This window comes from Cellulosimicrobium sp. SL-1, from assembly GCF_011033075.1.
Classification (GTDB): domain Bacteria; phylum Actinomycetota; class Actinomycetes; order Actinomycetales; family Cellulomonadaceae; genus Cellulosimicrobium; species Cellulosimicrobium funkei.
Genome location: NZ_JAACJC010000006.1, coordinates 37,518 through 56,784 on the forward strand (window position 1 = coordinate 37,518; position 19,267 = coordinate 56,784).

Consider the following 19,267-nt stretch of genomic DNA (forward strand, 5'->3'; position numbering starts at 1 on the left):
GGGAAAAGCACGTGCCCGACGGCGCGGGCGCCCCTACCGTGGTCGCCATGTCCTCTCCCTCGACGACCGACCGCGCCGAGGCGGCGCCCTCGACGCTCGCCCCGATCGCCGAGCGCGCCGCCGCCCCCTCAACCCTGCCGCCGGTGACCGCGGGCGGGCTCACGTGGCGCCCCGCCACGCCCGCCGACGCGCCGGCCCTGCTCACCCTGCGCAACGACATCGCGGAGGTGGACGACGAGCCGTACCGCGAGACGCTCGCGGAGATCGAGGAGATCTTCACCGCGCCGTGGCGCGACGTCGCGGCCGACTCGATCGTCGGCGTCGACACCGACGGGACGCTGCGCGCCTACGGGATGGTCGACACCAACCCGGGGGACGCGCGCACCGTGCGGGCGTTCCTCGGCGGCGGCGTCCACCCGACCCACCGGGGGCGCGGGATCGGACGCGAGGTGCTCGCCTGGCAGGTGGCCCGCGCCCGGCAGGTGCTCGCCACGAGCGGCAAGGAGCTGCCCGCGCGGCTCGCCGTCTTCGGGGAGGACACCGACCCGCCTGAGAAGGCGCGGCTCTACGCGCGGTTCGGGTTCGTCGCCCGCCGCTTCTACTCCGACCTGCGTCGCGACCTCGCGGCCCCGGTGCCCGACATCCCGCTCGACGGTTCCCTGCGCGTCGTCCCGTGGTCCGCCGAGCTCGACGAGGCGACGCGCCTCGCGCACAACGACGCCTTCCGCGACCACTGGGGGAGCGAGCCCCGCACCGCCGAGGCGTGGACGCACGGGCGCAGCGAGTTCGCGCCCCAGTGGTCGTTCCTCGTGGTCGACGACGCGCCCGACGTCGACGCGCTCCTCGCCGACCCGGCCACCGACCCCGAGACCGCTGCCGCGCTGCGCGCCGGCGAGCCGCTCGTCGTCGGCTACGAGATGGCGGGCCGGTACGACGAGGACTTCCCCGTGCGGGGGTACACGTTCGGATACACCGAGCTCCTCGGCGTCCGGCGCGCGTACCGGGGGCGCCGCGTCGCCGTCGCGGCGCTCGCGGCCGCGATGCGCGCGTTCGCGGCGGACGGCATGCAGTACGCCGCGCTCGACGTCGACACGGAGAACCCGTCCGGCGCGCACGGCCTCTACGCGAGCCTCGGCTACGAGAAGGTCACCGGCTCGCGCATGTACTCGATCGAGCTCTGAGCGACCTCGGCGGGAGCGGTCACAGCGACGAGGCGGAGAGCGCGTCGCAGTCCTGGAGGGTGCCGCCCTCGTAGCCGGTCGTGAACCAGCGCTGGCGCTGCTCGCTCGACCCGTGGGTCCAGCCCTCGGGGTTCACCTGGCCGGTCGCGGCCTCCTGGATGCGGTCGTCGCCGACGGCGGACGCCGCCGACAGCGCGTCGTTCAGCTCCTGCTCGGTGATCGGTGCCAGAAAGGTCACACCGGTGTCCGGGTCGACGGTGGTCGCGGCGTGGCCCGCCCACATGCCGGCGAGGCAGTCGGCCATGAGCTCGATGCGTACGGAGTCGGACTCCGGGCCCGTGCCCTGCCGGTCCGCCGAGTCCATGGCGCCGGTCAGCTGCTCGATGTGGTGCCCGAACTCGTGCGCGACGACGTACATCTCCGCGAGCCCGCCGTCGTTCGCGCCGAAGCGGTTCGTCAGGTCGTCGTAGAAGCCGAGGTCGATGTACACCGTCTGGTCGGGCGGGCAGTAGAACGGCCCGACGGCGCTCGTCGCGGCGCCGCACCCCGTCGAGACCTGCCCGGTGAAGCTCACGACCTCGGGCAGCGCGTACTCGACGCCGGCCTGCTGAGGGAGGGCCTCGGTCCAGTAGGCGTCGAGCGACTGGACGGTGCCGTTGAGCCGGCACTCGCGCGTCGTGTTCGCCTGCTCGGCGGTGCACGTGTCGATGTACTCCTGCTGGCCGTCGCCGTACGCGCCGGAGTCGGACCCGTCGCCTCCGGTCAGCGCGCTGAGGTCGACTCCCGTCTGGTTGCCGACGAACGCGATGAGCAGCGCGACGAGCACCGCGCCGATCCCGCCGCCCGCGATCAACGGGCCGCGCCCGCGGCCGCCACCCTTGCGGACGCGTCCGCCCTCGAACGATCCGCCTTCCTGGAATGTCACAGGGGAACGCTACCGCCGGGCGCGGCCGCAGGCCTCAGAAACGGACCAGTGCGCGCAGCACCCGTGCGAGCAGGTCGTGGTCGCCGCGGTGCTCGTGCCGCTCGCCGGGCCCGACGACGGGCGCCGGCGGCTCGCGACGCGGCAGCGTGCCGGGGTCGTCGCCGGGTGTCTCGGCGACGGTCTCGGCCAGGTAGGTGTCGACGAAGTCGACGAGGAACCGCTCGACGCGACGGCCCGTGAGGGCGATGTTCCAGTCCGTCGGGCCCACGAGGATGACCGACAGGTCCTGCCCCAGCAGGTAGACGAAGACGCACGCCTCGGCGGTGTTGAGGATGCAGCGCGCGGAGCTGCCCGGGACGGCCGGGCCCTGGGTGAGGGCTGCGGCGACGGCCCGCGCCACCTCGACGACCGGGCCGGGGGAGGGGCCGGCGCTGCCGAGGATCCGGCCACCGGGACCGAGCGCGAGCACGTGCGCCTCGTGGTCGAGGGCGTCGTCGATGCCCCGCAGCACGTCCACCACGCTGCGGGGGGCGACCCGCCCGCGCTGGTCGAGGGCGTCCGCGACCACGGGCGTCAGAGCGACAGCGACTCGTCGAGCTGGGCCAGCCCGCGGCGCGCGAGCGCGAGGTTCGCCCGTCCGCGCTCGAGCACGAGGTAGGAGAAGGTGCCCCGCAGGCTCTCGCGCTGCGACAGGCGGATGAGGTGGTACTGGCGGCCGAGCGTGATGAGGATGTCCTCGATGCCGTCCTCGAGCCCGAGCTGCTCGATCGCCCGGAGCTTCGCGCGGATGACCTCGGTGTTCGCCGCCGCGGCGAGCTCGAGGTCGAACGGGGCGGCCTGCTTCTGGACCAGGGCCAGGCCGCTGCTGTAGTCGACGACCGCGATCGCGATCGCCCCATCCAGCTCGAGGACCTTGCTCAGTGCTGCTTCGGCGTTGCTCAACGTGCTCTCCTTGCTCGGGTCCCCCCGCCATCTCCTCGACGGTCCGGGACGTCCGGAGGCTAGCACGATGGGCTGATTGTCCCGTTCTGTTCCCTGTGCGTGGGACGGTCGTGGGACGGTCGTGGGACGGTCGTGGGACGGTCCGGAGGGCCGCCGAGAGAAAGGCCGCGCGGGAGCGGGCGCACGGCCCGTAGAATCGTCGGGCCCCGTCGATCGGATCGCCCCACCAGGCTGGATCCACCGGGGTCACCCTTCGGAGAGGACCTGCACGTGATCACCGCCCACGGCGTCGAGCTGCGCGTCGGCGCCCGCGTCCTGCTGCACGAGGCGACGTTCCAGATCGCCGCGGGCGACCGGATCGGCCTCGTCGGCCGCAACGGCGCCGGCAAGACGACCCTGACCAAGACCCTCGCGGGCGAGACCCAGCCCACGGCGGGGAAGATCACGCGCGGCAACGACATCGGCTACCTGCCCCAGGACCCGCGCACGGGCGACCTCGAGGTCATCGCGCTCGACCGGGTCCTCTCGGCACGCAACCTCGACAGGATCGTGCGCCAGATGCGCGAGACCGAGGGCGCGATGGCGAGCGCGGACGCGGAGACGCACGAGGCCGCGATGGAGCGCTACCCCAAGCTCGAGGCGCGGTTCCTCGCGGCCGGCGGATACGCGGCCGAGAGCGAGGCGCACCGCATCACGAGCAACCTCGGTCTCGACGACCGCGTGCTCGGCCAGCCGCTGAGCACGCTGTCCGGCGGGCAGCGCCGCCGCATCGAGCTCGCGCGCATCCTTTTCTCCGGCGTCGAGACGCTGCTCCTCGACGAGCCGACGAACCACCTCGACGCCGACTCGATCGTCTGGCTGCGCGACTACCTCAAGTCGTACAGCGGCGGCTTCGTCGTGATCTCGCACGACGTCGAGCTGCTGCGCGCGACGGTGAACAAGGTGTTCCACCTGGACGCCAACCGCGGCGAGCTCGACCAGTACAACCTCGGCTGGGACGCCTACCTCGCGCAGCGCGAGTCCGACGAGCGCCGTCGTCGTCGCGAGCGGCAGAACGCCGAGAAGAAGGCGGGCGCACTCCTCGCGCAGGGCGAGAAGATGCGCGCCAAGGCCACCAAGGCCGTGGCCGCGCAGCAGATGATGCGCCGCGCCGAGAAGATGCTCGCGGGCATCGAGGGCGAGCGCCAGAGCGACAAGGTCGCGAAGCTGCGCTTCCCGAAGCCCGCGCCGTGCGGCCGCACGCCGCTCACCGCGAGCGGGCTGTCCAAGGCCTACGGCTCGCAGGAGGTCTTCGCGGGCGTCGACCTCGCGATCGATCGCGGCAGCCGCGTCGTCGTGCTCGGCCTCAACGGCGCCGGCAAGACGACGCTCCTGCGCATCCTCGGCGGCGTCGAGCAGCCGGACACGGGCGAGGTGCACCCGGGCCACGGCCTGAAGATCGGCTACTACGCCCAGGAGCACGACACGCTCGACATGGACGCGACCGTCGTCGAGAACCTGCGCCACGCGGCGCCCGACCTCACGGACACGCAGGTGCGCTCGGTGCTCGGGTCGTTCCTGTTCTCCGGCGACGACGCGGACAAGCCGACGAACGTGCTGTCCGGCGGGGAGAAGACGCGGCTCGCGCTCGCGACGCTCGTCGTCTCGGCGGCGAACGTGCTGCTGCTCGACGAGCCGACGAACAACCTCGACCCCGCGTCGCGCGCCGAGATCCTCGGGGCGCTCAAGACGTACGAGGGCGCGGTCGTCATGGTCACGCACGACGACGGCGCGGTCGAGGCGCTCGAGCCCGAGCGGGTCCTCCTGCTGCCGGACGGCGACGAGGACCTGTGGAGCGACGAGTACGCGGAGCTCGTCTCGCTGGCCTGACCGGGCCGCTCGTCGCCGGGACCGGGCCTACCGCGGGGCGGGACCCTGCCGGGCGCCGAGCTGCGCGTCGATGAGCGCGTCCTCCTCGTCCTCGGCGCTCGGACGGCGCGAGCGCGGCTCCCGCCGGGCCCGCGCGGCGTCCGGGTCCTGGGCCGCGAGGAGGTCGCCGGCGGTGAGCGTGGTCTCCTCCCCGCGCGCGTCGCGCCGGTCGCGGCGCACGAGAAGCCAGAAGCCGGCGACCGCGCCGAGGGCGAACACCGCCCACTGGAACGCGTACGACAGGTGCGAGCCGGGGTCGGTGTCCGGCTTCGGCAGCGCCTCCAGGGTCTGCGCCGCGGGCGGCACCTCGGTGCGCAGCTGCCCGTAGGCGCCGACCGTGCGGCCCTCGGCCCAGGCGCCGCCGTCCGGGCCGGCGGCGAGGACCTGGTCCGTCGCGATGGCCTGCACCTGGCCCGCGGGGGCGTCCCGGCCCGACGGCGGCTCGTCGCCGCGCAGCGTCACGGTCGCCTCGACGTCGCCCGCGGGGGGCGGGGGCACGTCCCCGGGCGTGACGGCGTCGGTCCCCAGCGGCACGAACCCGCGGTCCACGACGACGACGAGCCCGTCCGGCGCGGACGGCGTGGGGTTCGTCACGAACGGGACGAGCACGTGGAAGCCGGGGCTGCCGCCTACCGGGCGGTTGCGCAGCAGGACCGTGGCATCCGTCTCGTAGCGTCCCTCGAGGGTCACCGGCCGCCAGAGGTCGGCCTCGTCGAGCTCGGCGCCCGGGGCGGGGAGCACGTCGTCCACCGGGACCGGGTCCGACGTGTAGTTGGCCTCGATGCGCTCGATCTCGGCGTCGCGCGAGACGTAGCGGTTCCACTGCCAGCGGCCCGCGACGAGGCACAGCGCGACGAGGACGAGGACCCCAGCCGCGAGCGTCGCCCACTGGCGCGGGGTGCGCGGCTGGTGGGCGTCCGCGGTGGCGCGCTGCGGCGTCGGGCCCGCGGGGACCTGCGGTGGTGCGGCCTGCGTCACGGGGCTGCCCGGCGCTCGAGCTCGTCGACCGGCACCGTCGAGCGCCAGAACGAGCGGGCGCCGAGGAACGTCTCCAGGTGCTCCCGGTGCGCGTCGCACGCGAGCCACACCTTGCGCCGCTCGGGCGTGTGGATCTTGGGGTTGTTCCACAGCAGGCCCCACGCGGCGGCCTCCCGGCAGCCCTTGGCGCTGCACACCAGCTCGTCCTCGCCGACAGGGTCGGCGAGGCCCAGGACGTCGGTCACCGGCGGTCCTCCTCGTCGTCGTGCGGCTCGCGGGGCTCGGCGCCCCCGATGCCGTGGCTCCCCGGCGCACCGGCCGTGGGCAGCGCGCGGTGCTCCATGGGGGAGGTGTCGTAGTGCGCCTGGTCGCGGCCCGCGTTGGCGACGAGCACCGCGCTGTACGGCAGCACGACCGCGCCGACGGCGAGGACCCACGTCACCCAGCTGCCCTGCGCCAGGATGGCGCCGAAGATGCACACGAGCCGGATGCCCATCTGGATCAGGTACTTGCGCTCCCGGCGCGCCTGGTCCGCGGCGAGCGGTTCCGGTGCGGCGGTGATGCTCGGGACCGCCTCGGCCGACCTCCGGGCGGCGCGTCGTGTGGTCACCCGTCCAGTCTACGTTTGTGGGGACCCCACAAAGTGTGGGGGAGCGGTGTGACCTGGGCGCACCGCGCACCGCGGGGCCCGCGCACGGTACGGTCGGTGCGGCGCCGTCGCGCCGGGCCCGGCAGGGCCCACCCGGCACCGGCCGTGCGGGACCCGTCCCCGGCCGCCGACCCACCCGACCGTCCCGAGGAGCCGCACGTGTCCGAAGCCACCGCCCCCGCCCCGCGCACCGTCGTCGTCACCGGCGCGAACCGGGGCATCGGCCGTGCCATCGCCGAGCGCTTCGTCGCGAACGGCGACCGCGTCGCGACCGTCTACCGCGGCGGTGACCTGCCCGAGGGCGTCTTCGGCGCCGTGGCGGACATCACCGACACCGCCGCCGTCGACGCCGCGTTCTCCGAGATCGAGAAGGAGCTCGGCCCGGTCGAGGTGCTCGTCGCGAACGCGGGCGTCACGCACGACCAGCTCCTGCTGCGGATGACCGACGAGGACTTCGAGTCCGTGATCGACGTCAACCTCACGGGCACGTTCCGCTGCGTGCGCCGGGTGACGAAGGGCATGATCCGGCTGCGCCGCGGGCGCATCGTGCTCGTGTCGTCCGTGATCGGCCTCTACGGCGGCGCGGGCCAGGTCAACTACGCCGCCTCGAAGGCCGCGCTCGTGGGCATGGCGCGCTCGATCACGCGCGAGCTCGGGTCGCGCAACATCACGGCGAACGTCGTGGCGCCCGGGTTCATCGACACCGCGATGACCGCCGAGCTCCCCGAGGAGCGCCAGGCCGCGTACAAGTCCGCCATCCCCGCGGGCCGGTTCGCCCAGGCGGACGAGGTTGCCGGGGTCGTGCAGTTCCTCGCGTCCGACGACGCGGCGTACGTCTCGGGGGCCGTGATCCCCGTCGACGGCGGCCTCGGCATGGGCCACTGACCGCACCCCGCGGCGCCACCGGCGCCGGCTCCGCGGCGCCGTCACCGACGCGCCCGCCCCACCTCTCTTTCAGTACGCTCGCCTCAGCGCGCCCACAGCGGGCGCACGACGGAAGGAAACCGATGGGTCTGCTCGACGGCAAGAAGCTCCTCGTCACGGGAGTGCTCACCGACTCCTCGATCGCGTTCCACGCGGCGCGGCTCGCGCAGGAGGAGGGTGCCGAGGTCGTGCTCTCCTCGTTCGGCCGCCAGATGAAGCTCACGCAGGCCTTCGCGAAGCGCCTGCCGGTCGAGGCGCCCGTCGTGCAGCTCGACGTCACGAACGACGACGACCTCGCCGGCCTCGCGGACGCGGTGCGCGAGCACACGGACCGCCTCGACGGCGTCGTGCACTCCATCGGCTTCGCGCCGCAGAGCGTCATGGGTGGCAACTTCCTCTCCGGCACCTGGGAGGACGTGGCGACCGCGCTCCAGGTCTCGACCTTCTCCTACAAGTCGCTCGCGGTCGCGGCGAAGCCGCTCATGACCGACGGCGGCGCCGTCGTCGGCCTCACGTTCGACGCGCAGTTCGCCTGGCCGGTCTACGACTGGATGGGCGTCGCGAAGGCGGGCCTCGAGTCCGCGAACCGCTACCTCGCGCGCGACCTCGGCCCCGACGGCATCCGGGCCAACCTCGTCTCCGCGGGCCCGATCCGCACCACGGCGGCGAAGTCCATCCCGGGCTTCGCGCAGATGGAGGACGCCTGGCCGAACCGGGCGCCCCTCGGCTGGGACCAGACGACGGCGGAGCCCGCCGCGCGCGCGGTCGTCGCGCTCCTGTCCGACTGGTTCCCGGCGACGACCGGCGAGATCGTGCACGTCGACGGCGGCGTGCACGCCATGGGGCAGTGACCGCGGAGGAGCGCAACGGCGCGCAGACCCCCGACGGCGGCACGCGCCGCCTCGTCCTGCTGCGCCACGCGAAGGCCGAGCCCGGCGGCGGGAGCGTCGACGACGTGCTGCGCCCCCTCGCGCTGAACGGCCGCCGGCAGGCGGTGCGTGTCGGCGCGGCGCTGCGCGAGACGGGGCTCGTCCCCGAGCGCGTGCTGTGCTCCTCGGCGCTGCGCACGCGTCAGACGTGGGAGCTCCTGTCGGCGCACCTGGGCGACGTCGAGCCCGACGTGCTCGTGAGCGACGGCCTCTACGCGGCCGACGTCGCCGACGTCCTGGACCTCCTGCGCACCACGGACCCGCGGGTCCGCACGCTGCTCGTCGTCGGGCACGAGCCCACGATGGCGGCCACCGCGTCGTACCTGGCGGACCCGGCGTCCGACGGCGGCGCGCTCGCCCAGGTGCGTGTCGGCGTGCCGACCGCGACGTACTCGGTGCTGGAGTCCGGGGCGTCGTGGGACGCGTGGGAGCCGCAGGCCGCCCTGCTGACCTACGTGGGCCGCCCGTCCTGACCCGGTCCCGGCGCACCCGCACGACAGAGCCCTGGCACCCCACGGTGCCAGGGCTCTCGTGCGTCCGGCGTCAGCGCGCGGCGTCGACCTGGTCGACGACCGCGAGCACCGCGTCGAGACGCGGTCCGTCGACGCCGTAGGGCGCCTGCTCGCGCACGACGGGCTTGGCCGCGAAGGCGATGCCGACGCCCGCGGCGCCGATCATGTCGAGGTCGTTCGCGCCGTCTCCCACGGCGATCGTCGCGCTCATCGGCAGGCCGAGCTCGGCCGCGAACTCGCGCAGCGCGGCCTCCTTCGCCGCGCGGTCGACCACCGGCCCGGTCGTGCGGCCCGTGAGCCGCCCGCCGGAGACCTCGAGCCGGTTCGCGCGGAAGCGCGTGATGCCGAGCTCGGCCGCGAGACCCGCCACGACCTCCTCGAAGCCGCCCGAGACGAGTGCGACCTCCCAGCCGCGGCGCCGCGCCTCGGCGACGAGCTCGCGGACGCCGGGGGTGAAGGTCGCGCGCTCGCGGACGTCGTCGAACGCCTCGACGGGGACGCCCGCGAGGGTCGCCACGCGCTCGCGCAGGGAGGCGCCGAAGTCGATCTCGCCGCGCATCGCGCGCTCGGTCACCGCGGCGACCTCGGCCCGCGTGCCCGCGTGGTCGGCGAGGAGCTCGATGACCTCCTGCTCGATGAGCGTCGAGTCGACGTCCATGACGAGGAGCCGCACGGGGGCGCTCGACGGGTCGGGGGTCACGCGAGGGCTCCTCGGGCTGGCGGTCGCGGGCGGGGCAGGGCTCGGCGCGGCGTCGGGCACGTGCACGACGCCGAGAGGGGAAGGCGTCACTCGACGACCGTCCCCTTGGGGACGACCGTGATCCCGGACTCGGTGACCGTGAAGCCGCGCGCGCGGTCCTGCTCGGGGTCGAGACCGATGCGGGCCTGCTCCCCGACGACGACGTTCTTGTCGATGATCGCGCGGTGCACCTGCGCGTGGCGGTGCACCTGCACGCCGTCCATGAGCACGGAGTCCGAGACGGACGACCACGAGTGGAGGTAGGTGCCGGGCGACAGGACGGAGCCGACCGCCGTCGCGCCCGAGATGATGACGCCCGGGGAGACGAGCGAGTCTGCCGCGTGACCGAGGCGCCCGCGCCCGGCGTGCACGAACTTCGCGGGCGGCAGGCCGGTGTAGCCGGTGTGCAGCGGCCACTCCTCGTTGTAGAGGTTGAAGACCGGCGTGACGGCGATGAGGTCCTTGTTCGCGTCGTAGTACGAGTCGATCGTCCCCACGTCGCGCCAGTAGTCGCGGTCACGGTCGGTCGAGCCCGGCACGTCGTTGCGGATGAAGTCGTAGACCGCCGCGGTGCCCTTCTCGACGAAGGCGGGCACGATGTCGCCGCCCATGTCGTGGCGGGAGTCCGCGTTCGCGGCGTCGGACGTGACGGCCTCGACCAGCGCGTCGGTGTCGATGACGTAGTTGCCCATCGAGGCGAGCACCTCGTCCGGGGAGTCGGCGAGGCCCACCGGGTCCGACGGCTTCTCGCGGAACGCGGCGATCTTCGTCGGGTCCTTCGGGTCGGTCTCGATGACGCCGAACTGGTCCGCCATCGAGATCGGCTGGCGGATGCCCGCGACGGTGAGCTGCGCGCCGGACTCGACGTGCGCGTCGACCATCTGGGAGAAGTCCATGCGGTACACGTGGTCCGCGCCCACGACCACGACGATGTCCGGACGCTCGTCGTCGATGATGTTGAGGCACTGGTAGATCGCGTCCGCGCTGCCGAGGTACCAGTGCTTGCCGACGCGTTGCTGCGCGGGCACCGGAGCGACGTAGTTGCCGAGCAGCGACGACATGCGCCACGTCTTCGTGATGTGCCGGTCGAGGCTGTGCGACTTGTACTGCGTGAGCACGATGATGTGCAGGTAGTGCGAGTTCACGAGGTTGGACAGCGCGAAGTCGACCAGGCGGTAGATGCCCCCGAACGGCACCGCGGGCTTGGCCCGTGAGGCGGTGAGCGGCATGAGGCGCTTGCCCTCGCCCCCGGCGAGGACGATGGCGAGGACTCGGGGTGCGGCGGCCATGCCCAGACGGTAGCCCCTCGGGGCGGGACCACGCAGCAGGACCCGCATCCTGGGCGCGGGTCGCGTCGGCGCCGCCCACCGGGGGTCCGCGGCGGGCGACTCGGCTACGGTGTGGCGCGTGAGAGTCGACCTCCTGACCCGTGAGTACCCGCCGCACGTCTACGGCGGGGCCGGCGTGCACGTCGCCGAGCTGTCCGCGGTGCTGCGGCGCCACGTCGACGTGCGCGTGCGCTGCTTCGACGGCCCGCGCGGCGAGGACGGCGTGACCGGCTACTCCGTGCCCGGCGTCCTGTCCGGGGCGAACGCCGCGCTCGGCACGTTCGGCGTGGACCTGCAGATGGCTGACGACGTCGCGGGCGCCGACCTCGTGCACTCGCACACCTGGTACGCGAACCTCGGGGGCCACCTCGCGGGGCTGCTGCACGGCGTCCCGCACGTGCTGTCCGCGCACTCGCTCGAGCCCCTGCGGCCGTGGAAGGCGGAGCAGCTCGGCGGCGGGTACGCGCTGTCGTCGTGGGCGGAGCGCACCGCGTACGAGGGCGCGGCGGGGATCGTCGCGGTCTCCGGCGGGATGCGCGACGACATCCTGCGCGTCTACCCGCAGGTCGACCCGGCGAAGGTGCACGTCGTGCACAACGGGATCGACCTCGACGGCTGGCGCCGCCCCGAGCCCGGCGCCCAGCAGGACGTCGCCGACCGCGTCGTGCGCGACCTCGGCATCGACCCCGGGCGGCCCGCCGTGGTGTTCGTCGGGCGGATCACGCGCCAGAAGGGCCTGCCGTACCTGCTCCGGGCCGCGCGCTCGCTGCCCGACGACGTCCAGCTCGTCCTGTGCGCGGGCGCCCCGGACACCCCGGAGATCGCCGCCGAGGTGAGCAGCGCCGTCGCCGAGCTCCAGGCCGAGCGCAGCGGGGTCGTCTGGATCGAGCAGATGCTGCCGCGCGCCGAGCTCGTCGCGGTGCTCGCCGCGTCGACCGTCTTCGTCTGCCCGTCCGTGTACGAGCCGCTCGGCATCGTCAACCTCGAGGCGATGGCCGTCGGGCTGCCCGTCGTCGGGACCGCCACGGGCGGTATCCCCGAGGTCGTGGACGACGGCGTCACCGGCCTCCTCGTGCCGATCGACCAGGCGGACGACGGCACGGGCACCCCGCTCGACCCCGACCGCTTCGTGGCCGACCTCGCGGCCGCGCTCACCCAGGTCGTGACCGACCCCGCGCGCGCCGCCGCGATGGGTCGCGCGGCCCGGCAGCGCGTCGAGGACCACTTCGCGTGGGACGCGATCGGCGAGCGCACGCTCGAGGTCTACCGGACGGTGCTGGAGCAGTCGTGACCACCGCGGGGAGCGGCCGGGTCGACGAGGCGTCGCGCCTCGTCGCCGCCGCGCCCCGCGCCGTGTACCGCGCGCTCGTCGACCAGGACGCGCTCGCGGCCTGGCTCCCGCCCGACGGTATGACCGGCCGCTTCGAGCGCTTCGACCTGCGCCCCGGCGGCGGCTATCGCCTGGTCCTCGCCTACGACGACCCGCAGGCCGACCCCGGCAAGACGGGCGACGGGACCGACGTCGTCGACGTCGCGGTCGTCGACGTCGTCCCGGGCCGGAGCGTCGTGCAGCGGGTCGTCTTCGCCGCGGACGACCCGGCGTTCGCCGGGACCATGACGATGACGTGGACCGTCGAGCCCGCCGCGGACGGCGCGCGCGTCACGGTCCGCGCCACGGACGTGCCGTCGGGCATCTCCCCGCAGGACCACGCCGCCGGGATGGCCTCCTCGCTCGCCCACCTCGACGCGTTCGTGACGTCGCACGCCTGACTCCCGACCCCGCGCGGACCGGGCCGGGCGGTGGCGGTCCGTGGACCGGGTCAGGCCGTGGCGGTCCAGAACGTGGCGGCGCCCACGGCGTGGCGGGACGCGCGGTCGACCTCGCGCAGCGCGGTCGAGCGCTGGTCGGCCTGCCAGAGGTTGACGGCCCCGCCGTCGTCGGCGGTCGCGAGGTCGACGATCGCGCGCAGGCGCACGGCCTGCACGAGGACCTGGACGGCGCGCGGCGGGACGCCGGGCGGGAGCTGCCAGGTCGGGGCGCCGCCCGCGCGCAGGTCGGCGATGGCGCCCGCGGCGTCGTCGCGCCAGCGGGCGACGTCGAGCTCGTCGAGGGCGCGCGTGGCCAGCAGCAGCGCCGTGCGCAGGTCGCGCTCCGCCTCGGGGAGCGACCCGACGGCGCCGAGCACGCGGGCGCTCCACGGCCCGACCTGCGTGACGTGCCACGTGACGAGGTGGCCCGGCTCCAGGTCGCTGCCGAACTCCGTGACCTCGGGCACGAGCGCCCACGACCCGGACGACGTCGTGACCACCACGCACTCGCCCGCGTCCGTCGCGCGCGCGGCGGCCTCGGGCGGGACGCCCGACACGTCGCCGGGGACGGGCGCGAGCGCCACGACCTCCCGTGCGTCGCCGGCCCACGCGCCCGCGAGGTCCGCGAGCCGGACGTCGCCGAGCGCCCCGGACACCACGTGCGGCTCGTCGTCGCGCTCCACGGCGCGCACGAGGCGGGCCGTCCCGTCGTCGTCGCCGAGGCGCGCGGCGCGCAGCCAGAGCGCGAGCAGGGCGCTGCGGGGCAGGGCGCCCGCGCTCGACGCGGAGCCGGGGCCCGGGGCGGGCTGCGGGGCGTCGTGCGGACCCCCGGACGAGTGTGAGACCACGACGGCCAACCTATAGGGTCGGTGACCATGAGCGCGGTTCTCGACCTGAAGGGCGTCACCGTCCGACGCCACCCCAAGACCATCCTCGACGCGGTGGACTGGCAGGTGAACGAGGGCGAGCGGTGGGTCGTGCTGGGCCGCAACGGCGCCGGCAAGACGACGCTCCTGCAGATCGCGTCCGCACGCATGCACCCCACGGCCGGCACGGCCGACGTCCTCGGCGAGCGGCTCGGCCGCGTCGACGTGTTCGAGCTGCGCCCGCGCGTCGGGCTCGCGTCCGCGGCCCTGGCCGACCGCATCCCCGGCGACGAGACCGTGCGCGACGTCGTGCTCACCGCCGCCTACGGCGTCACGGGGCGGTGGCGCGAGGAGTACGAGGAGTTCGACGCGCAGCGCGCGGACGACCTGCTCGCCGCGTTCGGCGTCGACCACCTCGCGGACCGCACCTTCGGCACGCTGTCCGAGGGGGAGCGCAAGCGCACGCAGATCGCGCGCGCCCTCATGACGGACCCGGAGCTCCTGCTGCTCGACGAGCCCGCCGCGGGCCTCGACCTCGGGGGCCGCGAGGAGCTCGTGGGCGCGCTCGCGGAGCTCGCCGGAGACCCGGCGTCGCCGGTCCTCGTGCTCGTCACGCACCACGTCGAGGAGATCCCGCCGGGCTTCACGCACGTCCTGCTGCTCAAGGACGGCGTCGTGCACACCGCGGGCCCGATCCGCGACGTGCTCACCGCGGAGAACCTCAGCGACGCGTTCGGCGTGCCACTGCTCGTCGCGCACGGCGGCGGCCGGTGGATGGCGCGCGCCGCGCGGGCGTGACCTCCGCGCGCGGCACGCGCCCGGGGCGTGCACCGCGGGCGGAAATTCGGTAAAGTACACGTAAAGCGCGCACGTGGGATCGGGGGTCGAGATGGACTGGCTGTGGTGGGTCGGAGCGGCACTGCTCCTCGGTCTCGTGGAGATCATCTCGCTCGACCTCGTGCTCATCATGCTCGCCGGGGGATCGCTCGCCGCCGCCGGCGTCAACGCCGCCGGCGGGCCGCTCTGGCTCCAGATCGTCGCGTTCGCGGTCGTGAGCGTCATCCTGCTCCTCACGCTGCGCCCGTGGCTCCTGCGGCACCTGCGCTCGCGCGTCCCGCTCACGGAGACGAACGTCGCGGCGCACGTCGGCCGCACGGCGCTCGCCGTCGACCGCGTGAGCGAGTTCGGCGGCCGCGTGAAGCTCGTCGGCGAGGTCTGGACCGCGCGGACCGAGCCCGACGCGCCGCAGATCCCCGTGGGCACGGAGGTGCGCGTCGTCCGGATCGACGGCGCGACGGCCGTCGTCGCGCCGCTGCCCGCCCAGCACCCCACCGGGTCGTGACCAGCCGGCACACCCGCACCGCGCCGCCGGGCGACCGGTCGCGCGACCGACGACCAGGAGGCAGTCGATGAACGACCCCAGTCCCGGAACGATCCTCGCGTACGTCGTCCTCGCGCTGATCCTGATCTTCGTGATCGTCGCGCTCGTCAAGGCGGTGCGCATCGTGCCGCAGGCGGTCGCGATCATCGTCGAGCGCCTGGGCCGGTACTCGCGCACGCTCGAGCCGGGCCTGCACCTCCTGGTGCCGTTCATCGACCGCGTCCGCGCCTCGGTGGACCTGCGCGAGCAGGTCGTGTCGTTCCCGCCGCAGCCAGTCATCACGTCCGACAACCTCGTGGTGAGCATCGACACGGTGATCTACTTCCAGGTCACCGAGCCGAAGTCCGCGGTCTACGAGATCGCGAACTACATCACCGCGATCGAGCAGCTCACCGTCACGACCCTGCGCAACGTCATCGGCTCGATGGACCTCGAGCAGACGCTCACGAGCCGCGACCAGATCAACGGCCAGCTCCGCGGCGTCCTCGACGAGGCGACCGGCCGCTGGGGCATCCGCGTGAACCGCGTCGAGCTCAAGTCGATCGACCCGCCGCCCAGCGTGCAGGGCTCGATGGAGCAGCAGATGCGCGCCGAGCGTGACCGCCGCGCCGCGATCCTCACCGCGGAGGGTGTCAAGCAGTCGCAGATCCTCACGGCCGAGGGTGAGAAGCAGGCGGCGATCCTCCGGGCAGAGGGTGACGCGCAGTCCCAGATTCTCCGGGCCGAGGGCGAGGCGCGCGCGATCCTCCAGGTCTTCGACGCCATCCACGAGGGCGACGCGGACCCGAAGCTGCTCGCCTACCAGTACCTCCAGATGCTCCCGCAGATCGCGAACGGCACGGCGAGCAAGCTGTGGGTCGTGCCGACGGAGTTCACGGCGGCGCTCGGCTCGATCGCCAAGGGGTTCGGCGGCGTGCCGGGGATCGACGGCGGGGGAGTGCCGAGCGGGGGCCCCGCCGAGGACGCGGAGGCGGCCGAGGCGAGCGCCGAGGCGCGTCGCGAGCGCGACCGCGACCGCGTGAGGTTCGGCGTCCCGTCGCTGACCGACCCCGCCGAGGCCCTGGCCGAGGCGCGGCGTCAGGCGGAGGCCGCGACCGCGGACGCGACGAGCTCGGGCACGCGGTCGGGCCTGCCGTTCGACCCGCAGACCGAGCGGGGCCAGCACCCGGGCGGGCCCGGCGAGCACCACGCCGCCCCGCCGGAGCCCGGGACCGCCACGCCGCGTCCGCTGGGCGGGCCGTCGCAGTACGCGCCGCCGCCCCCGCAGCCGATCGTCGAGGACGCGCCGACCACGGACGAGCCCCCGCGCGACGAGCCGCCCGCCGGCGGGCCGCCGCCGTCCTTCTCGCCGCGGCACTGACGGGGCGGCACCGCGCAGCCCGCGGCCGTGGTGGCCCCGGCCCCGCACGACGACGCCCCTGCACCCACCCGGGTGCGGGGGCGTCGTCGTGCCGCCCGCCGGAGGTTCGCCGGGAGCGGACGACCTTGAGAGTGAGTGCTCACTCAGTTACCGTCGAGGCGTGGTCCCCGTCTCCGTGCCCTCCGACGCCCCGCCCGACACTCCTCTCGAGGCGCCCTCGGGCGCGCGGTCCGAGGCGTCCACCCCGGAGCGCACGCGCGCACGGCCGCTGTCGCGCGAGGAGCGCCGCGACGCGATCGCCGCCGCGACGATCCCGCTGCTCGTCCAGCACGGCGCCGCCGTGACGACGCGCCAGATCGCCGACGCCGCGGGCGTCGCGGAGGGCACGCTGTTCCGCGCGTTCGCGGACAAGGACGAGATCCTGCACGCCGCGGTCGTCCGCTCGCTCGATCCGGCGCCCGCCGTCGCCGCGATCGGCACGCTCCCGGACGACGACGGCCTGCGCCCGCTCGTCGTGAGCATCGTCGAGTTCCTGCTCGAGGCGCAGCGCGTCGGTATGCGCATCTTCGCCGCGGCGCACCAGGTGCTCGACCCGCACCGCGCGACGGCGGACCGCGCCGAGGCCGTGCGCCGGATGCGGGCCGGGGACGGCCGGGACGCCCGTCGGGCCGGGTTCGACGCCCGGGAGCGGTCGGCGCGCGAGATCGTCGCGGCGATCGAGAGCAAGCTCGCGGCGCACCGGGCGCAGCTCCGCGTGGACCCGGCGCTGGCCGCGCGGGCGCTGTTCTCGCTCGTCTTCGGAAACGCCTTGCCGCACCTCTCGGGCGGTGACAGGCTCGACGCCGTGCAGCTCGCCGACCTCATCCTCGGCGGCATCGGGGCGGGCGTCACGACCGACCCGTCGCCCTGACCGGCGGCCCGTCCACGACGCGCGCGCACCCTCGCCCGGTGCCGCCCGCCCCGCGCACCCGCGACCCGCGGCTCGCGCCCTCGTCCCGCAGCCCCCTCCCGGACAGGAAGCCCATGCTCGTCAGCCTCTTGCGGACACGACTGCGTCCCTACCGGACGCCGATCGTCGTCCTCCTCGTGCTCCAGCTCCTCGCGACGCTCGCGTCGCTCTACCTGCCGAGCCTCAACGCCGACATCATCGACCAGGGCGTCACGCAGGGCGACACCGCCTACATCATGCGGACCGGCGGCCTCATGCTCCTCGTGAGCCTGGGCCAGGTCGTGTGCGCGGTCGCGGCCGTCTACTTCGGCGCGCGGGTCGCCATGTCGTTCGGCCGCGACGTGCGAGCCGGGCTGTTCACCAACGTGCAGCGCTTCTCGGCCCAGGAGATGGGCCAGTTCGGGGCGCCGTCCCTCATCACCCGCACGACGAACGACGTGCAGCAGGTGCAGATGCTCGTGCTGCTCTCGCTGACCATCATGGTCATGGCGCCGATCATGCTGGTCGGCGGCGTCGTCATGGCGCTGCAGGAGAACGTCGAGCTCTCCGGCCTGCTGCTCGTCATCGTGCCCGTCCTCGGGGTGAGCGTCGGGCTCATCATCTGGCGGATGGTGCCCTACTTCCGGCAGATGCAGAAGAAGATCGACGGCATCAACGCCGTGCTGCGCGAGCAGATCACCGGCATCCGCGTGATCCGCGCGTTCGTGCGCGAGCGCCGCGAGGCCGAGCGGTTCGACGTCGCGAACGACGCCCTGTTCGACGTCTCGCTCAAGGCGGGCAAGCTCATGGCGCTCATGTTCCCGACCGTCATGCTCGTCATGAACGCGTCGAGCATCGCGGTGCTGTGGTTCGGTGGGCGCCAGATCGACGCCGGCGACATGGAGGTCGGTGCGCTCACCGCGTTCCTGTCGTACCTCATGTACATCCTCATGGCCGTGATGATGTCGACGATGATGTTCATGATGGTGCCGCGCGCGGCCGTCTCCGCGGAGCGCATCACCGACGTCATGCAGACCCGCGCGACGGTCGTCGAGCCCGAGCGGCCGGTCGCCCTCACCACGCGGACGGGCCGTGTCGAGCTCGACGGCGTCGAGTTCCGCTACCCGGGGGCCGAGGAGCCCGTGCTCCACGACGTCTCGTTCGTCGCCGAGCCCGGGCGGACGACGGCGATCATCGGCTCGACCGGCTCCGGCAAGACGACGCTCCTCAACCTCGTCCCGCGGCTGTTCGACGTGACGGGCGGCGCCGTGCGGATCGACGGGACCGACGTGCGCGACCTCACCGGCGCGGACCTCGGCTCCCTCCTCGGCCTCGTACCGCAGAAGGCCTACCTGTTCTCCGGGACGGTCGCCGACAACCTCCGCTACGGCCGGCCCGACGCCACCGAGGAGCAGATGTGGGAGGCCCTCGAGGTGGCGCAGGCGCGCGACTTCGTCGAGGCGCTCGACGGCGGCCTCGACGCACCGGTCGCGCAGGGCGGCACGAACTTCTCGGGCGGGCAGCGTCAGCGGCTCGCCATCGCCCGCGCGATCGTGCGCGACCCGGCGGTCTACCTGTTCGACGACTCGTTCTCCGCGCTCGACTACGCGACGGACGCCCGCCTGCGCGCGGCGCTCGCGCCCCGCACCCGGCGCTCGACCGTGATCGTCGTGGCGCAGCGCGTCGCGACGATCCGGGGCGCCGACCAGATCCTCGTGCTCGACCACGGCCGCATCGTCGGTCGCGGCACGCACGCCGAGCTCCTCGAGTCCAACGAGACGTACCAGGAGATCGTCTACTCCCAGCTCTCGATCGAGGAGGCAGCATGAGCGGCGAGCAGGACGCCTCGCGCACGCCCGCGACGTCGGGCGACGGCGCTCCCGAGAACGGCGCACCCGCGGCGGCCGA

Annotated in this window: 21 protein-coding genes; 12 read left to right on the forward strand and 9 right to left on the reverse strand. The window is 74.2% G+C overall.

From position 1 onward, the window contains the following. The first annotated feature begins 47 nt into the window (after positions 1-47). On the forward strand, positions 48-1,181 hold the full coding sequence (locus tag GWJ10_RS10440; RefSeq protein ID WP_163187320.1) for a GNAT family N-acetyltransferase: 1,134 nt from the start codon (positions 48-50) through the stop codon (positions 1,179-1,181). A gap of 19 nt (positions 1,182-1,200) precedes the next feature. On the opposite strand, the gene GWJ10_RS10445 is transcribed toward GWJ10_RS10440, so the two are convergent. From GWJ10_RS10445 to GWJ10_RS10455, 3 genes are read right to left on the reverse strand one after another with little or no spacing between them, the layout of a single operon-like run. Next, positions 1,201-2,106: a neutral zinc metallopeptidase gene (locus GWJ10_RS10445; protein ID WP_076404691.1), complete on the reverse strand. Its 906-nt coding sequence runs from the start codon at positions 2,104-2,106 to the stop codon at positions 1,201-1,203. A 34-nt stretch (positions 2,107-2,140) separates the two neighbouring features. Then, positions 2,141-2,674, reverse strand: coding sequence for a hypothetical protein (locus tag GWJ10_RS10450; protein ID WP_163187322.1), 534 nt, complete (start codon positions 2,672-2,674; stop codon positions 2,141-2,143). A gap of 5 nt (positions 2,675-2,679) precedes the next feature. Continuing rightward, positions 2,680-3,048, reverse strand: coding sequence for a hypothetical protein (locus GWJ10_RS10455; protein WP_021481118.1), 369 nt, complete (start codon positions 3,046-3,048; stop codon positions 2,680-2,682). A gap of 270 nt (positions 3,049-3,318) precedes the next feature. Here GWJ10_RS10455 and GWJ10_RS10460 point away from each other — a divergent pair, with 270 nt between their 5' ends. Beyond that, complete coding sequence (locus GWJ10_RS10460) at positions 3,319-4,917, forward strand: ABC-F family ATP-binding cassette domain-containing protein (protein WP_021481119.1); 1,599 nt, start codon at positions 3,319-3,321, stop codon at positions 4,915-4,917. Positions 4,918-4,944: 27 nt separating this feature from the next. Here GWJ10_RS10460 and GWJ10_RS10465 read toward each other — a convergent pair whose 3' ends face one another. Genes GWJ10_RS10465 through GWJ10_RS10475 form a run of 3 tightly spaced genes read right to left on the reverse strand, consistent with a single transcriptional unit; the run spans position 4,945 to position 6,544 of the window. Next, positions 4,945-5,934, reverse strand: a complete 990-nt coding sequence (locus tag GWJ10_RS10465; protein WP_163187324.1) for an SURF1 family protein — start codon at positions 5,932-5,934, stop codon at positions 4,945-4,947. Further along, positions 5,931-6,179 (reverse strand): hypothetical protein, encoded by a 249-nt coding sequence (locus GWJ10_RS10470; protein WP_076404697.1) that lies wholly within the window; start codon positions 6,177-6,179, stop codon positions 5,931-5,933. Before GWJ10_RS10470 ends, GWJ10_RS10465 begins: the two co-directional genes overlap by 4 nt. Then, complete coding sequence (locus GWJ10_RS10475; RefSeq protein WP_009863593.1) at positions 6,176-6,544, reverse strand: DUF3099 domain-containing protein; 369 nt, start codon at positions 6,542-6,544, stop codon at positions 6,176-6,178. Before GWJ10_RS10475 ends, GWJ10_RS10470 begins: the two co-directional genes overlap by 4 nt. Before the next feature lie 198 nt (positions 6,545-6,742). Between GWJ10_RS10475 and fabG the strand changes: the two genes are divergently transcribed. From fabG to GWJ10_RS10490, 3 genes are all read left to right on the forward strand, one after another. Further along, positions 6,743-7,468, forward strand: coding sequence for a 3-oxoacyl-ACP reductase FabG (gene fabG, locus GWJ10_RS10480; RefSeq protein ID WP_034655611.1), 726 nt, complete (start codon positions 6,743-6,745; stop codon positions 7,466-7,468). 122 nt (positions 7,469-7,590) lie between these two features. Continuing rightward, the gene (fabI, locus tag GWJ10_RS10485; RefSeq protein ID WP_021483251.1) at positions 7,591-8,358 is read left to right on the forward strand and encodes an enoyl-ACP reductase FabI; all 768 of its coding nucleotides are present in this window, start codon (positions 7,591-7,593) and stop codon (positions 8,356-8,358) included. Further along, positions 8,355-8,909, forward strand: a complete 555-nt coding sequence (locus GWJ10_RS10490) for a histidine phosphatase family protein (RefSeq protein WP_086150613.1) — start codon at positions 8,355-8,357, stop codon at positions 8,907-8,909. The genes fabI and GWJ10_RS10490 overlap by 4 nt, the downstream gene beginning before the upstream one ends. A gap of 70 nt (positions 8,910-8,979) precedes the next feature. Here the strand turns inward: GWJ10_RS10490 and serB are convergent, their stop codons facing one another. Beyond that, a complete protein-coding gene (gene serB, locus GWJ10_RS10495) occupies positions 8,980-9,648 on the reverse strand; it encodes a phosphoserine phosphatase SerB (RefSeq protein ID WP_277394949.1) in 669 nt (222 codons plus the stop codon). 86 nt (positions 9,649-9,734) lie between these two features. Continuing rightward, entirely contained in the window at positions 9,735-10,976 is a 1,242-nt protein-coding gene (glgC, locus tag GWJ10_RS10500; protein WP_163187326.1) for a glucose-1-phosphate adenylyltransferase, read from the reverse strand. 118 nt (positions 10,977-11,094) lie between these two features. Between glgC and glgA the strand changes: the two genes are divergently transcribed. Both glgA and GWJ10_RS10510 read left to right on the forward strand, forming a co-directional pair. Then, positions 11,095-12,306 (forward strand): glycogen synthase, encoded by a 1,212-nt coding sequence (glgA, locus tag GWJ10_RS10505; RefSeq protein WP_163187328.1) that lies wholly within the window; start codon positions 11,095-11,097, stop codon positions 12,304-12,306. Further along, positions 12,303-12,785 carry an SRPBCC domain-containing protein gene (locus GWJ10_RS10510; protein WP_163187330.1) on the forward strand — a complete coding sequence of 161 codons (483 nt, stop codon included), beginning with the start codon at positions 12,303-12,305 and terminating at the stop codon, positions 12,783-12,785. The genes glgA and GWJ10_RS10510 overlap by 4 nt, the downstream gene beginning before the upstream one ends. 50 nt (positions 12,786-12,835) lie before the next feature. On the opposite strand, the gene GWJ10_RS10515 is transcribed toward GWJ10_RS10510, so the two are convergent. After that, the gene (locus GWJ10_RS10515; RefSeq protein WP_228485370.1) at positions 12,836-13,672 is read right to left on the reverse strand and encodes a hypothetical protein; all 837 of its coding nucleotides are present in this window, start codon (positions 13,670-13,672) and stop codon (positions 12,836-12,838) included. Between the two features lie 27 nt (positions 13,673-13,699). On the opposite strand from GWJ10_RS10515, the gene GWJ10_RS10520 reads away from it, so the two are divergent. The 5 genes from GWJ10_RS10520 to GWJ10_RS10540 all read left to right on the forward strand — a co-directional run bounded on the left by GWJ10_RS10520 (position 13,700) and on the right by GWJ10_RS10540 (position 19,188). Next, entirely contained in the window at positions 13,700-14,488 is a 789-nt protein-coding gene (locus GWJ10_RS10520; protein WP_137280637.1) for an ABC transporter ATP-binding protein, read from the forward strand. Between the two features lie 73 nt (positions 14,489-14,561). After that, entirely contained in the window at positions 14,562-15,032 is a 471-nt protein-coding gene (locus GWJ10_RS10525) for an NfeD family protein (RefSeq protein WP_319946773.1), read from the forward strand. Between the two features lie 67 nt (positions 15,033-15,099). After that, entirely contained in the window at positions 15,100-16,431 is a 1,332-nt protein-coding gene (locus GWJ10_RS10530) for an SPFH domain-containing protein (protein ID WP_163187332.1), read from the forward strand. A gap of 160 nt (positions 16,432-16,591) precedes the next feature. Continuing rightward, on the forward strand, positions 16,592-17,341 hold the full coding sequence (locus GWJ10_RS10535; RefSeq protein WP_163187334.1) for a TetR/AcrR family transcriptional regulator: 750 nt from the start codon (positions 16,592-16,594) through the stop codon (positions 17,339-17,341). Between the two features lie 113 nt (positions 17,342-17,454). Beyond that, positions 17,455-19,188, forward strand: coding sequence for an ABC transporter ATP-binding protein (locus GWJ10_RS10540; RefSeq protein WP_021483161.1), 1,734 nt, complete (start codon positions 17,455-17,457; stop codon positions 19,186-19,188). Positions 19,189-19,267: the final 79 nt, after the last annotated feature.